Genomic DNA, 13,639 nt, shown 5'->3' on the forward strand with positions numbered 1-13,639 from the left:
AAGTCATCGCCCCTTTCCTGATAAAACAAGAGGAAAGGGGCGATGGCTTTTTCGTCTATCTTCTGTCAAATCAGATAGATCTAGACGAACAGTGGTTGCATACCAAGATTGCCAATCATGGCATCCATGTCGGCATTGCTGGTCTGCTTCTCAAAGCGACTGGCGGCATCTAGAACCTTTGGCAGGAGATGGATATCTCCGACCGTATTCAAGAAGACACCCTCATGACCCAGGACCCAATGGACGGCGCGATCAATATCGGCCTGCTCTTCGAGTGGAGCATACCAGGTGCTATGCGTCTGTTTCTCCCCTAGCCAGGGCTTATAGGCGATTGATTTGATCGTCTGGACCGCAACATTGCGCTGTTTACACGTTGCGACCAGCGCATGAAAGTTTTCTGCATAATAAGGATTTTGCAGCGTCACATAGTTGCAAGGAAGCAAGACAGAATCGAAATCAAAACGCTCAAGGCTACGGCGATGGGTGGCCGCGATCTGCAAACCATGACCCGTCACACCAATAGCTTTAATCAATCCCTGTTTTTTCGCCTCTATGGCCGCATCGATCACGCCACCAGGACTCAAAGCGATATCCCATTCAATGGGATCAGCCAGATTATGGAACTGCCACAGATCCACAGCATCTATTTTCATCCGTTCCAGTGAACGCTGTAATTCTTCCATGGCTTTCGAGGCCGTGCGTTCACCCGTTTTGGTCGCGACAAAGAACTCGGAGCGATGTTGGGCCATCCAGGGAGCAATGCGTAATTCAGCATCGCCATAGCTGGCCGCCACATCAATGTGGTTGACGCCATATTTCAGCAATACCTCTAATGTCTGGTCCGCCTCCGCCTGAGTCACAGAGCCCAGCGCTGCGGCACCAAAGAGAGTACGGCTACTCATATGTCCTGTACGACCAAAAGGCTGCTTTGCAATAGTCATAAATAATTATTCTCCATTACCTATCTACCCTTGATGGGCAACTCCTACATACTATCCATACAACCATTACGGATCAACGGCATGATCAGTTTTGCGATAGAAGGCGGTTGTCGTAGTATAATTTTACATTATACGTCTTAAAAAGCAATCCACGACGCCGCTTGAGTAGCCATAAGACAGTAGTACAAGGAGCTAAAGATGGATCTTTCTACCCAGGACTTAAAACGTATTCTCGCCGATGCGACAGAAAGAATAGAGGACGTGGTTATGCTGACGCAGCGTATCTGCGCTGTACCGGCTCCCACCGGAGAGGAGCATGAACGAGCGAAATTTGTGGCTGACCTGTGGCGTGAACGTGGCTACAATCCAGAGGTGGACGAACTGGGGAATGTGTATGTGCGGCGTGGAAAAAAGGCGGATCGTCCTGTATTGCTGCTCCTGACGCATATTGACACCGTCTTTCCCGCCTCGACCCCGCTCACCATTCGGCGTGATGGCGATCTGCTCTATGGTCCTGGTATTGGTGATAACAGTGTCAGTGTCGCCGCCGCCCTGACCGCCGTCGAGCTATTGGATACATATGGCTGGGAGACAGCCGTAGATCTGGTGCTGGTGGCCAATGTTGGTGAGGAAGGCCTGGGCGATCTCCGTGGTGCCCGTAAAGCGGTTGAGCGCTATCGAGAGCAGCTGGCAGGAGTTCTGGTGGTAGATGGCAATATAGGGAGCATTGTTAATGTTGCCGTAGGCTCAAAGCGTTTAAAAATCACCGTAAAAGGTCCTGGTGGACACTCATTTGGCTCATTTGGTGTGCCCAGTGCGATCCATGGCCTGGGACGCATTATCGCTGGCCTGGCCGCGCTTCAGGTACCGAGCCAGCCAAAGACCACCTTTAATGTCGGCATGATCGAAGGTGGAACCTCAATCAACACCATCGCCTCCCAGGCCACGGCCCTGGTTGATCTACGCTCCGTAGATGTCCAGGCCCTGGACCAGTTGGTAGAGCAAGCCCGTATGGTAATTCTTCAGCAGGCAGGTCCAGGTTTACAGACCGAGATCGAAATACTGGGTGATCGGCCTGCTGGTAGCCGGGACGAAAATGATCCACTGGTACAACTGGCGAAGCAGACGCTACAGTGGGTTGGTTATGAGCCACATTGCGTCGCATCCAGTACAGATGCCAATATCCCTATCAGTCTGGGCATTCCCACGGTCTGTGTTGGCATCACCAGAGGCGAGAAGGCCCATACGACCAATGAATTTTTGCACGTCTCCCCTATTGGCAAAGGCCTGGCGCAGATCGTGCGACTCTGTATCGATGCCAGCAATCTACTGGCCTGGCCATAGCGATCTCTGATCAAGCAATTGAAACGATATGCTTGATACCTCCAGGTTTTGCAAGCAGTACCTCTTTCGCCTGTTCCATTGGATAGCGGTGTGTAATCAATGCTGGTAGAACCTGGGGCCAGCGTTGCTGGAAGATACCCAGATGTTCAATCGCGGATTGAAAGGTTGCGGGTCCAGCATTGACCGTACCGATAATCGCCTGATTTTTAGAGGTGAGATGCTGGGTTGCGGCCGCCGTATCGATGTTAAAAGGATGATCAGGACTGGTGCCACTGGTAAAGATAAAGATACCATTGCGATGAAGGTTGCGGAGAACATCGATGGCCAGTGGTGCGGCATCCATGGCTTCATAGACCAGATCAATATGGCCAACGCGCTCTTTCAGCTGCTCAACGCTGGTAGTCTCGCTTGAGAGATAGGTTGCACCGATGGCCTCGACAATGGTGGATTTCTCATTGGGAGCCTGGGCGCGTGAATACACATAGGTCTCAAAGCCGGCAGTCACAAACAGCATCGCACCCAGCAGTCCGATTGGACCCGCACCCAGAACCACAGCCCTCAGGCCACGTCCCGGCTCATCAGAACTGGCTGCATTTGTGCGCCATGGCAGGCGGGCCTGAATTTGTAAGGCCTGGACCAGAGCCTTTTCCGCAATCGTGAGCGGCTCGGTCAGCACCGCTACCTCACGTAATTCCGAAGGCACAGGATGGAGATAGGAGGCCTCATCAACTACCATATTGGTCATATAGCCATGTAGATTTTGGATACCACGCTCCGTATATGTGCCGGTATAGCAAAAATCCTGATGTGCAGCCTGGCAGGCCCGGCAAGCTGGATCGCTACATGGCCGACGCACCTCTGGCACCACCAGATCGCCAGGACGGAATTGCGTCACGGCCTCCCCAACCTCAACTACCTCCGCTAATGCCTCATGTCCTAGAATAAGATACTCACTCTCCCCGGGCGGATTTCCAAATGCAAGTGCGCAAATATGGCGATCCGTGCCACAGACACCTACTTCTAAGATTCTTAGTTTGACCTGCGTAGGTTGTGTGATATGTGGCTCGGGATGTTCAATCAACCTGATCTCTTTCGTCCGTGGGAAGACCGCAATTGCCTTAACCATCAATCATCCTTTCAAAAACGAGCTAGCATTGTTTTGTCTTGCAACTATAGCACTTTTTTTTTGTAGATGGCAGCATTCTGGACGTTGAAATGCCACGAACACTGGCTCATGTTTATGATATGATACCCATAACATAGAGATAGCAGCACCCCTCGCGGGCAATACGTTTCGATTAAGCACATCCATGTTAAAATAAAAGCAGTAGCGGCAGGTCTTGCACCTGCGGCCTGTTCACGTAAAAACATGCACAAGCAGCACACAGCATGCAGCACGCGCCTGATCTATTCTCCGTTACACGATCATATGTTTGAAGAACATTTCTTACGTGAACAGGCCGCAGGTGCAAGACCTGCCGCTACACTGAAATGCTGGCTGACCTGGCGACGAAACATTTGAACTAAAAGGAGCACCCATGAGTTTCCTCTCGTATCCAACAACCGACGAACAAAAAAAGCTACTGGAAACGGCAGGAGCATTGGCCGATACCTTTGCGGCACGTGCACTGGAACATGATTGGGAAGGACGTTTCCCATTAGAGAACTTTCATGACTTACATCGGGCCGGTTATCTGACGCTCTCACTGCCGCGTAATCTAGGGGGCCAGGGCGCTTCCCTTTTGGATCTTGTTCATGCGCAATATCGTCTGGGTCAGGGAGATGCCTCGACCGCCCTTGTGGTTTGTATGCATCTGACGCATATTGGTCGCCTGGTTGATGGGCGCGCGGAATTACCGCCGGTGATTGTCCAGTTGTGTCAGGACATGGTCGAGAATGGTGCGATGATCAATAGTGCCGTCAGTGAACCCGCCACCGGTAGTCCAAGCCGGGGTGGTCGTCCTCAGACCACCGCTCGTCGTCAGGTCGATGGTTCATGGCATATCACTGGACGCAAAACTTTTTCTACTGGCAGCCACGCACTTAGCTATTTTATCGTAGGTTGTAGTATTGAAGATGAGACGGGTGAGGCCAGCGGTCTGGCTCCTCTGAAAGCCGAACGTGGGAACTTCCTGGTTCCCCGCAGCGCAGATGGCGTCAGTATCGTGGATACCTGGAATACCGTAAGTATGCGTGGTAGTGGCAGTAACGATTTATTGCTTGAGAATGTAAAACTGGGACCTGAAGCCTATATAGATGCTCAATTGCCACCGCTACCGGGTGCTCAGAAACGGCAGTCAGTCTGGGGACTGGTCCTGGCTGCTGGCTATCTGGGTATCGCCCAGGCGGCGCGGGACGAGGCGATCCGTTTTGCGCGTAGTCGCCGGCCAAACTCGCTCAAACAATCTATTGCCAGCGTGCCACATATTCAAGACAAGGTTGGTCGTATCGAGGTCCTTCTATTAGAAAGTCAGGCCACGCTATTTGGTCTGGCCGAGCAATATAGTCAGGATATTGAAAGTGTGGATCCTGCCCTGGTGGGGGCCGCCAAATATCTGGCCGTCAACAACGCCGTAGAGATCATCGACCTGTCTATGCGCGTTGTAGGGGCTGCCAGTCTCTCGCTCTCATCGCCGCTCCAGCGCTACTATCGCGACATCCGTGCCGGACTGCACAATCCTCCCATGGATGATGCCGCCCTTTCCGCGCTGGCCAAGCGCGTTCTAGGAAATCCTGATGAGCAAACCAAAGCCTGATGTGTGGACAGCAAAAGGGGACAGATCCAATACGCTGGATCTGTCCCCTTTTGCGTATATTCTTTTTGGACAAGAAGAAGTGGCTAAAAAACCTCGTGGAGGAAAGGTTGCAGGAGTGGGAACATGTGTTGCATGGTGGCCTGGAGTTCAGCGGATGGATTGCCCCAGTCGCGCAGTGAGAAGGTGGCCGGTTCGTTGGTCCCATAGATCAGCGAGGCGACTGCCTGAATAGAGAGTTCGCATTCGGCACTCTGGCTGGAACTGATCTGGAGCCGTCCATCGATCGTCTCGAAAAGATAGTCGCCATTATTCCAGGGGCAGTATTCATCGCTGACATGGGCAGTAAAGCGGCCGGGACCGGTCTGCATACCATTAAGTCTGGTGATATTAATGACACGTCCTAAAGGCGCCTCTAGCGAGGTTGTTTGCACATTCATATCGGGCCACCAGGTCTCGGGGCGCTCAAAGGATGGCAACCTGATTTCAACTTCTTTTACATGATCAATATGGCGCGCAAACCATTCCAGGAGCAGGTAGCGACCCTGGATATCGTCATACCAGAAGTGTGTGACCTGCAGATCATCACCGTTGCCTTTGATTTTATAGAGCATCATGCCCTTGATTTCACCATCAGTAGAACGGGCAATCGCCAACCAATGTGCATTCCGTTCACGCAGATTGCGCTCGACTTTCGCTGAGAAGCGACCAAAACCATGGATCGTACTATGTTGTCTGTGTAGATAATCTGCATAGAGCTCAAAGCCCTGAGCAATCTCCAGCATTTCCACCTCGCCGCCCAGATCCTTTTTCAGCAGTGGCTGCAACGCAATCGGTGAGAAGCGTACCAGTTTAGGCTGTGAAAATGTAGTATAGCCCAGACGTGTATAGAACGATTCTCTGAATGGATAAAGGACCGAGATGGCGTTACCATCCTCATTCATCCGGGCCAACAAGCTCGCAAGCATCGTTCTGGCGTACCCTTTGCGCCGTCCCGCGGGATGTGTTGTGACGCCCCAGACACCACCACCATGATAGAAGTGCCCACGAATATTTTGCTGGATTAACGAACTACTTGCACTGGCTACTGGTTTCCCGTCTTCAAAGGCAGCGAATATTGTCGCTTCATCCAGATATGAAAAATCTTTCTGCCATACCGCCTTCTCCGGAAGTGGGGGCGTTGCGCGAAAAGCATAGGATGTCAGGAAACGAACGATCTCAGGAATTTCGGCTGGTTGTAACTGGCGGACTGTCGATGTGCTCATAGAAAAAAACTTTCTAGTATATGATGGTATAGACACGAGGTTGGAGTTGTTCTCAAACTGAGGTCTGGCACAAATAATGCCATTCAATCGTGTGAGTGAAGTTGCCTGACAGGCTAGATCGCCTCGGCAGAAAAGAGCAGGGTTCACCAGGTGACCTGTGGCGACCTCACTAGCCGCGAGTGAGCGGCGTTCACGATTGCTTTTTAATAGATGCCGTTAGATATCAATGTATCGGTTTTAATCATGCCACGAAGAAGGGGCTCGTGTCCAGTTCCCTACCCCTCCTTCAGATGATTGAGTGGCTTAGCTCAGAGGTGTTTCTGTGACGCTACAGATGGCAATTGAGGCTGGATCTCCACCGAGTTCCTCAAAAAGGACCAGCGTATTTTTGTCCTGTAGCCATTCGTTGGGCAGGTGATAGTAGCGCTGGGTAGGCTCATCAGTATTCTGGGCGAAGATGATGTTTGTATGCCAGTGGTCAAGTTCGCCCGTAGCACGAGCGAGCCAGTAGCGACCGATGCAGCGTCCATTCAACCAGGCGATCCCTTTCTGCATGCCTGCCAGATCCACGACATAGGGTCCAGCTGCCTCTGGTCGGTCAAAGGTCAGGCGCCACCAGCGCAGGGGCTCTTGTGACGCCTCAGCGCCGACTAGTTGCCAATCAACAAGCGTACCACCAGCCGCAAAGAAGGCCGTCTGCTCTCCAACCAGGCCAGGTTGCATTGACCAGGGACCCTCCAGTACCGTACTATTCCAGCGTGCATGACCCCATAATCCCTTACGTTCCTCCACCATATTTGCATCAATCATCCAATCGCCCTTGATCAATCCCATGGCACAACTCAGGATCATCAGTTCATGATCTCCGACTGGTAATGAGAAACGAAAGGATTGGCTAAAAGCCGGACCCTCAAAGGAGCCGCGATTCTCGATCAGGGGTGTTGGCGATGTGGCATAAAACTTGCCATCGATAAAGATGTGCGCCACATCCGCAAAGCCGATCAGTGATAGGGTGCCTTCTTCTTCTTCCGCTGTTGAAAAAGTGGTTGAATACCAACAATAGTCGGTGCGGTCATGGGTCAGCGCAAGTTGTTCACGCGGCTTCTCTTCTGTTACCGCCGAGCGTAGTAATGCCGGCCAATGGGAGGGTAAAGGTTCTGTTGTCCAGGAGCGCTCATGGATTAGCTGCTCCTGTGGCTGATAGTCACGTCGAGCGGCGTGAACCGTGGCGATATCAGACGTATTAAACCGCAGTTGACCATTAACAAGGAGTAGGACTGAATGGGCTGGCAATGAGACCTGTTCCTCGTTCCAGCTACAATCGGCTGGAAGCGGTGCATCGTTACAGAGGAAGGTAAGCGTATAGGTGTTATTGGCATAGGTATAGGCCGTCTGTAACTCGCCCAGCGATTGGGGCTGGGCCCGTTCGTTGCTGAGGAGCAAATCCGCGTAATCGGTCAGGATAGAGTGGAGTTGAGCCAGATGGCGTAGCTTGGTAGTTGGTTGTCCAAACTCATCGAGGGGGGCATTGAAATCATAGCTGGTGGTCTGGAGATACATCGCCTCGCGCCCGAAGTTGGTGCCGCCATGCCACATATAATAGTTAACGCCAGTCCCGCCAGCAGCTATAAAGCGCGCCACACCATAAGCCACATCCTGCGGTGTGCGAATATGATGTGGATACCCATAGGTATCGTACCAGCCCGGCCAATCCTCGGTCCATATGGCTGGTTGGTCGGGATGTTGAAAGGTGTGCTGTTCTAGCATGGGATGAGCGTAGAAGCCATTCATGGTCTCGATCGCGCCAGCCGCCGCACCCACGCACATCACCAGAGGAATACCCAGATTCAAGGCTTGACCAAGTTCGCTCACCCAACGCAGATAGTGTTGTCCCTCTGTACCATAACGGCTGGCGATATTCTCATACTCATTTTCCAATTGTGCCAGGATAATCGGGCCACCATTCGAGGCCAGCAAGGGACGTATATAATCTACCAGGAAGCGCACCCAGCGTTCTTTCTCGCGCATAAATGGCTGGTTATATGTGCGAATTGCCATGTCGGGCACATCGCGTAACCAGGCAGGCAAGCCGCCATAATTAGTTTCCGCGCAAATATAAGGACCAATTCTCAGGATTACATGCAGGCCATAATGCTCAGCCAATGCGCAGAAGCGGAAAAGATCCAGGCGCTCCGAAAAATCAAAGACGCCGCGTTCACGTTCATGTAAATTCCAGAACACATACGTCTCGATTGTATTGAGTCCTGCCTCCTTACTCTGTCGCATTAACTCAGGCCACATCGCTGGTGTACTGCGCGGATAATGGATCGCTCCACTCAGTATTAATGTACGCTGCCCATGAATAAGGATCGCGCGAGAATCATAGCCAACCGCCGTAGAAGATGTCTCCATAAATAGCACAAACCCTCTCTTGCTCGTCAGAAGATGCTTGAACCTCTCCTGGCGATTTGTTCGTGGAAACCAGAAATTCAGTCTTTGTATCATAATTGATATGGCTGAATATGCAATAGGTATGGTTTATGCTTTGGCGATCATCCCTCTGACTAGTTTTGTCTTTTGGGATCTAACCTCGCGCCCGCAGTGTTCAGGATGGCTTCAGGCGCAGACCGCTACGGTAGGCACCTGGTAAGAGGCCGCAGGAAGCTTTGAAGACACTATAGAAGCGGCTTACTGAGCCAAAGCCGGCGGCCAGCGCTATCTCAGAGATATTGATATCAGTGGTAATCAGCAAGCGCTGGGCATGAGCCAGGCGATACTGAGTAATATATTCCATTATGCTCATCCCGATATGCTTATGGAACAGGTTCATGGCATAGTTAGGATGTAGGTGCGCGGCCTCAGCCACATCTTTGGTATGCAGAAGTTCAGTATAGTGTTCGGCGATAAAGCTGGCCATCTGATCGACCTTGCTCAATAGATGTGGTTCCATGGGAGGTGCGGTCGCGTTTTTCGTGTTAGTCGTGCTACTGCCCGTGGCCAGACGACGGACACAGGCCTCAGCTTCCAATAACACGATTTGATTTTGTTCCTCAGTACGTGCCTGTAAGTCGTTGCGCCACTGCCGAAATTGTGCTTGCATCAACGTGAAATCCAACTCACCGAGAATACACGTTCCACGAATAACCTGTTGTACAAAGGTGGGAGATAGACGCCAGCGCAAAAAGGCTGAAAATGGAATCGTCAGCCAGTGAAAGATCGTATTTTCCTCTACCTGTATCACCTGATGTGGCAGCGTGGCCCAGAAAAAGGCTAGCTGGCCAGTGCCGACGGTGATGCGATCTCCTCCAAATAAATAGGTAATCGTGCCCTGCTCAGTAAAATTAAGTTCTACTTCAGCATGTCTATGTGCCCGTGGCATCAATGATGGCTGCATATGTCCATGCGATAGTCCCATCATTGTCATATCAATGGTTAACTCATCCTGCAACGTCATCGCTACCTGACTCCCATCTATCAATCTTAGGATCTGAGAAAAATAGCACTCATAACAGGAAGATTATTTCTACCTGATCAAGTATAGTTTGCATCAGAAGTTACTGTATGTACAGGGCTGTAATCAGGAGGTCTATGTTTATGACGACTACTAATAATATTCAGACTGCTCCCTATCATTTGAATGAAGAGCAGATTCGCTTTTTTGACGAAAATGGTTATCTCATTCTACGCCAGTGGATTCCACAGGACCTGTTAAAGCGTTTGCAAGATTCAGGTGAATTCTGGATTAAGCAAGGTAATACTATTGATGCCAGTGATCCACTCTATGAAGATTATCTGTTTGCGGAGCGTGCCAATGGTCGGGTGATGTTTCGGGTAGACTACCTGCACAACAAGGGACAGGCTTCCTCGCTAGAGCTACTTGGAAGTCCTTATGTGCTTGGTGTGGCTGAAAGCCTTTGTGGTCCAAACTTTGTCCCAACCTATGAATCGATGGTCTTCAAAGAGAAAGGCGATGGCGCGGCTATTCCCTGGCACCAGGATGCCGTCCATCCACGCAAACACAGAATCTTCAACTTTGATCTGTACCTGGATGCCTCAAGATCCGATGCTGGCGCCCTGCATGTTCTCCCTAAAACACAGCGTGACCGTCAGGACCTCTGCGCCTTAACTGACAAGTGGGGCTGGAATCCACCTGAGGCGATTGTGGTTGAGATGGAACCTGGAGACGTGCTCTTGCATGATGTTATGGTCGTCCACGGTTCTGAGCCGGTTGAAGGTAAGAACCTGCGCCGCACCATTTACTATGAATTCCGGGCGGCTGAAGAGATCTTAGAAGATGGTCCCTGGGACCAAGAATGGATCGACCGCCGTCTGCGCCTGTTGCCGCCGGCCTTGCGCCATTTCGCTCAGGCTAATCCTGATGCTGCGCAATTCCAGTGGAATGTCACGCCGCAGTTCCGACCAGAAGTGACTGAAGATGATGAGGTCGCTCTGAAAGTAGCCCATATCAACCATCTGGCTGGTAGCTACTGTTCATCTTTGCCCACATCGAACGACGCGAAAAGTCAGAAGTAAGGCAAAAGCAAAAATGTGCAGAGTGGTCCTGGTTTGATCAACTTCCTGCATTGTATCAAAGTCCTTCCTATGGTATACTAGTGCCGTATTCTCAGGGCGGATCGTAGAAAGATTGGCTTGTGTCGACTTCCATGAGCAGAAAAAGCGCAGAAGTAGCATGGCCTGACCAATTGGTTGCGCACCAGGGAACAAATTGTGGACTACGTTTGTTCTAATCTGTAGAAGCCACAACACTTCTAAAGAAGACAACTTTAGGCGAAAGGGGATTTAATCAATGCCTAAGAAGGGTGAACTTTCAAAAACCGCTCGTGCTTCATTGGCTAACCGCGAGACTGTCAATCATCAGACAAACCACATTTGCGCTGTCTGTAATGAGGCAATCTGGCTGGCCGATCTTTATCCAGTTAAAGTACTAGGTAAAGGTATGTCCTACTATCACAAAGACCATTACAAAGTACAGTAAGCATAAGATGCACTGAGTCTGGTTCATATGAATCGGACCTAAAAAAGATAAAACAGGCTCCTACATTGTTTGTAGGAGCCTGTTTATTAGTTAACGCCATGTGCAATTTTTATCCCTCACATCACACGTAAAACTGTTGGAGCGCCAGCCGACTTGACAATCCAGATATTAACTGGCACAATCGGCCAATACTTATGGCAAAGATAGCTACCACATTCTGCCAGATAATTATGTCGCCCTTGAAGTTTTATTGTCAATGATGACATGGATACACATACTATTTTGCAGGGTGAGAGGAGTTGGTATGGGTCAAACAGCAAAAGATGTACATGTACACGATTCTTCAGCGGCGGCTGATGTGACCAGGGTTGCCTTTCAGGGAGAGTTGGGCGCCTTTGGAGATGAGGCGGTACAGGTTTATTTTGGGAGCCATTTGCAATCCAGGGCTGAATCAATACCGTACCGCGCTTTTTCCGATGTCTTTCGAGCAGTGGCAGCAGGTAAGGTTGATTATGGATTGGTGCCGGTCGAGAATTCTCAGGCGGGCAGTATCAATGATGTCTACGATCTCTTGAGGCAACATGATCTTTTTGTGATTGGTGAGATTGGGCATCCAGTCAACCATTGTTTACTGGCTTTGCCTGGACAACAGCTTGGTGATATTAAGCGTGTCATCTCCCATCCACAGGCCCTGGCGCAATCCGATGTTTTTTTGCGCGAACTGGGTGCTGAAATTGTCGCTACATATGATACCGCCGGTAGTGCCAAAATGGTGCGTGAAGAGCAGTTACAGGGTGTGGCAGCCGTGGCTGGTGCAGGCGCGGCCGAACTCTATGAGCTTGATATTCTGGCTCGTGGTATCCAGACCATTAAAGACAACTTCACACGTTTTATCGCTCTGGGGAGAGAGCCTGCGGCAAGACGTGACGGTGAAGCCAAAACCATGCTGGTAATGGCTACAGCCCACCAGCCTGGCTCATTGAACAAGTGTCTGGCCTTCCTGGCGGAGAATCATATCAACCTGCTCAAATTGGAGTCCCGCCCCTCGCGTCAACGTGCCTGGGAATATGTCTTTTACCTGGACTTTGAAGGTCACCGGGATGATCCAGCGGTGCGTAGCGCCCTCGCTGATCTTGTCAGTCACACCACCTTTTGTAAAGTTCTTGGTTCATTTGCTCGCAGTATCTAATATCGGCAGACAGCAAGAGAAGAGACCTCCATTGTTGGAAGTCTCTTCTCTTGTTGTTGTAACGCCATACAACAATACTGTTTTGCCTAGCGTTTGATGCGTAACGTGTTGGTGAAGTTTGCAGCCAACTCTTCGTAGTGTTCAGCATAATACTCTTCAACGCGGCCTGCATCACACAGTGTGGTCAGCGCAGAATCAATTGGCAACGTGCCCAGTAGTGGAGCACCAGTCATACCAACTAGCTCCGCACCATTGCTGGAACCAAATATCTCATAGCGCTCACCTTTGGGGGTCTCGAAATAAGACATATTCTCAACCACACCCACAATCGAGCCTTTGAGTTGCTGTACCATATTGATACATTTCATAACAATCATGGTTGCCAGCATCTGTGGCGATGAAACGATCACCACGCCATCCAGTGGTAGAGCCTGCATGACTGTCATTGGAGCATCAGAGGTTCCGGGAGGTAGATCGACCAGCAAGTAGTCCAGATTACCCCAGTCCACATCGCTATAGAACTGCTTGATCGCGCTTGAGATCATCGGACCACGCCAGACGACTGGATCGCTTTCCTTCTCCAGGAACATATTCATCGAAACGACTTTGATGCCGCCTTTACTGCGTAATGGCTCAATACCGCCATTGGCAGATTTTGTGGGTTGGCCTTTTGTGCCAAACATACGGGCAATACTTGGACCCGTGATATCACCATCCAGAATACCAACCTGTTGTCCCTGACGGCGCAAAGAAACAGCCAGCAGGCCAGTGACCAGAGATTTACCTACGCCGCCCTTACCGCTCATAATCGCGATAACCTGTTTGATTTTGCGGTCAGGTGCACCATTTGCCATAGTTAAAGGAACACCTCGGCCCACAGGAGCCTTCTTCGGTGTAATTGACGTTACCTCACCATTGGCAGCCGCATTCAAGTCCTTGATGAGCAATTCCAATTTCTCAGGTGGGAAACGGTGGGTTCTTGCGCCACCCGCCACACTTTCGCGAGCACCTACCGCACAGGCTGTACAGGGCAAGCCATGACCATGAAATACCTTAACGGTTGCGGGGTATTTAGTCACGACATCATGTATCACCATGTCGGTTGTAATTGTTTCCGCCATGTTTCGTATCCTCATTGCAACCCAGAACAG

General features: G+C 50.7%; 11 protein-coding genes. 5 read left to right on the forward strand and 6 right to left on the reverse strand.

Annotated elements, in window-relative coordinates; genetic code table 11:
• Positions 1–80: 80 nt before the first annotated feature.
• The gene (locus EL633_RS14265; RefSeq protein ID WP_126627821.1) at positions 81–941 is read right to left on the reverse strand and encodes an aldo/keto reductase; all 861 of its coding nucleotides are present in this window, start codon (positions 939–941) and stop codon (positions 81–83) included.
• Positions 942–1,139: 198 nt separating this feature from the next.
• Between EL633_RS14265 and EL633_RS14270 the strand changes: the two genes are divergently transcribed.
• On the forward strand, positions 1,140–2,285 hold the full coding sequence (locus EL633_RS14270) for a M20/M25/M40 family metallo-hydrolase (RefSeq protein ID WP_126627822.1): 1,146 nt from the start codon (positions 1,140–1,142) through the stop codon (positions 2,283–2,285).
• A 10-nt stretch (positions 2,286–2,295) separates the two neighbouring features.
• On the opposite strand, the gene EL633_RS14275 is transcribed toward EL633_RS14270, so the two are convergent.
• On the reverse strand, positions 2,296–3,411 hold the full coding sequence (locus tag EL633_RS14275) for a glucose 1-dehydrogenase (RefSeq protein WP_126627823.1): 1,116 nt from the start codon (positions 3,409–3,411) through the stop codon (positions 2,296–2,298).
• Positions 3,412–3,823: 412 nt separating this feature from the next.
• Here EL633_RS14275 and EL633_RS14280 point away from each other — a divergent pair, with 412 nt between their 5' ends.
• The gene (locus EL633_RS14280; RefSeq protein ID WP_126627824.1) at positions 3,824–5,041 is read left to right on the forward strand and encodes an acyl-CoA dehydrogenase family protein; all 1,218 of its coding nucleotides are present in this window, start codon (positions 3,824–3,826) and stop codon (positions 5,039–5,041) included.
• 83 nt (positions 5,042–5,124) lie between these two features.
• Here EL633_RS14280 and EL633_RS14285 read toward each other — a convergent pair whose 3' ends face one another.
• The 3 genes from EL633_RS14285 to EL633_RS14295 all read right to left on the reverse strand — a co-directional run bounded on the left by EL633_RS14285 (position 5,125) and on the right by EL633_RS14295 (position 9,757).
• Positions 5,125–6,303, reverse strand: coding sequence for a GNAT family N-acetyltransferase (locus tag EL633_RS14285; RefSeq protein WP_126627825.1), 1,179 nt, complete (start codon positions 6,301–6,303; stop codon positions 5,125–5,127).
• Positions 6,304–6,606: 303 nt separating this feature from the next.
• The gene (locus EL633_RS14290) at positions 6,607–8,715 is read right to left on the reverse strand and encodes a beta-galactosidase (protein WP_126627826.1); all 2,109 of its coding nucleotides are present in this window, start codon (positions 8,713–8,715) and stop codon (positions 6,607–6,609) included.
• A 193-nt stretch (positions 8,716–8,908) separates the two neighbouring features.
• Entirely contained in the window at positions 8,909–9,757 is an 849-nt protein-coding gene (locus EL633_RS14295) for a helix-turn-helix domain-containing protein (protein WP_126627827.1), read from the reverse strand.
• Between the two features lie 140 nt (positions 9,758–9,897).
• On the opposite strand from EL633_RS14295, the gene EL633_RS14300 reads away from it, so the two are divergent.
• The 3 genes from EL633_RS14300 (at position 9,898) to pheA (ending at position 12,488) form a co-directional block, all read left to right on the forward strand.
• A complete protein-coding gene (locus EL633_RS14300; RefSeq protein WP_161982142.1) occupies positions 9,898–10,836 on the forward strand; it encodes a phytanoyl-CoA dioxygenase family protein in 939 nt (312 codons plus the stop codon).
• Between the two features lie 274 nt (positions 10,837–11,110).
• Positions 11,111–11,299 (forward strand): hypothetical protein, encoded by a 189-nt coding sequence (locus EL633_RS14305; protein ID WP_126627829.1) that lies wholly within the window; start codon positions 11,111–11,113, stop codon positions 11,297–11,299.
• A 304-nt stretch (positions 11,300–11,603) separates the two neighbouring features.
• Positions 11,604–12,488: a prephenate dehydratase gene (pheA, locus tag EL633_RS14310; RefSeq protein WP_126627830.1), complete on the forward strand. Its 885-nt coding sequence runs from the start codon at positions 11,604–11,606 to the stop codon at positions 12,486–12,488.
• 86 nt (positions 12,489–12,574) lie between these two features.
• Here the strand turns inward: pheA and EL633_RS14315 are convergent, their stop codons facing one another.
• Entirely contained in the window at positions 12,575–13,609 is a 1,035-nt protein-coding gene (locus EL633_RS14315) for a P-loop NTPase (protein ID WP_161982143.1), read from the reverse strand.
• Positions 13,610–13,639: the final 30 nt, after the last annotated feature.

The sequence above is a fragment of the Dictyobacter alpinus genome (assembly GCF_003967575.1).
GTDB lineage: Bacteria > Chloroflexota > Ktedonobacteria > Ktedonobacterales > Ktedonobacteraceae > Dictyobacter > Dictyobacter alpinus.

Coding starts and splice junctions, on each gene's coding strand:
- EL633_RS14265 (WP_126627821.1), bottom strand. CDS start 941: ATGACTATTGCAAAGCAGCCTTTTGGTCGTACAGGACATATGAGTAGC.
- EL633_RS14270 (WP_126627822.1), top strand. CDS start 1,140: ATGGATCTTTCTACCCAGGACTTAAAACGTATTCTCGCCGATGCGACA.
- EL633_RS14275 (WP_126627823.1), bottom strand. CDS start 3,411: ATGGTTAAGGCAATTGCGGTCTTCCCACGGACGAAAGAGATCAGGTTG.
- EL633_RS14280 (WP_126627824.1), top strand. CDS start 3,824: ATGAGTTTCCTCTCGTATCCAACAACCGACGAACAAAAAAAGCTACTG.
- EL633_RS14285 (WP_126627825.1), bottom strand. CDS start 6,303: ATGAGCACATCGACAGTCCGCCAGTTACAACCAGCCGAAATTCCTGAG.
- EL633_RS14290 (WP_126627826.1), bottom strand. CDS start 8,715: ATGGAGACATCTTCTACGGCGGTTGGCTATGATTCTCGCGCGATCCTT.
- EL633_RS14295 (WP_126627827.1), bottom strand. CDS start 9,757: ATGACGTTGCAGGATGAGTTAACCATTGATATGACAATGATGGGACTA.
- EL633_RS14300 (WP_161982142.1), top strand. CDS start 9,898: ATGACGACTACTAATAATATTCAGACTGCTCCCTATCATTTGAATGAA.
- EL633_RS14305 (WP_126627829.1), top strand. CDS start 11,111: ATGCCTAAGAAGGGTGAACTTTCAAAAACCGCTCGTGCTTCATTGGCT.
- pheA (WP_126627830.1), top strand. CDS start 11,604: ATGGGTCAAACAGCAAAAGATGTACATGTACACGATTCTTCAGCGGCG.
- EL633_RS14315 (WP_161982143.1), bottom strand. CDS start 13,609: ATGGCGGAAACAATTACAACCGACATGGTGATACATGATGTCGTGACT.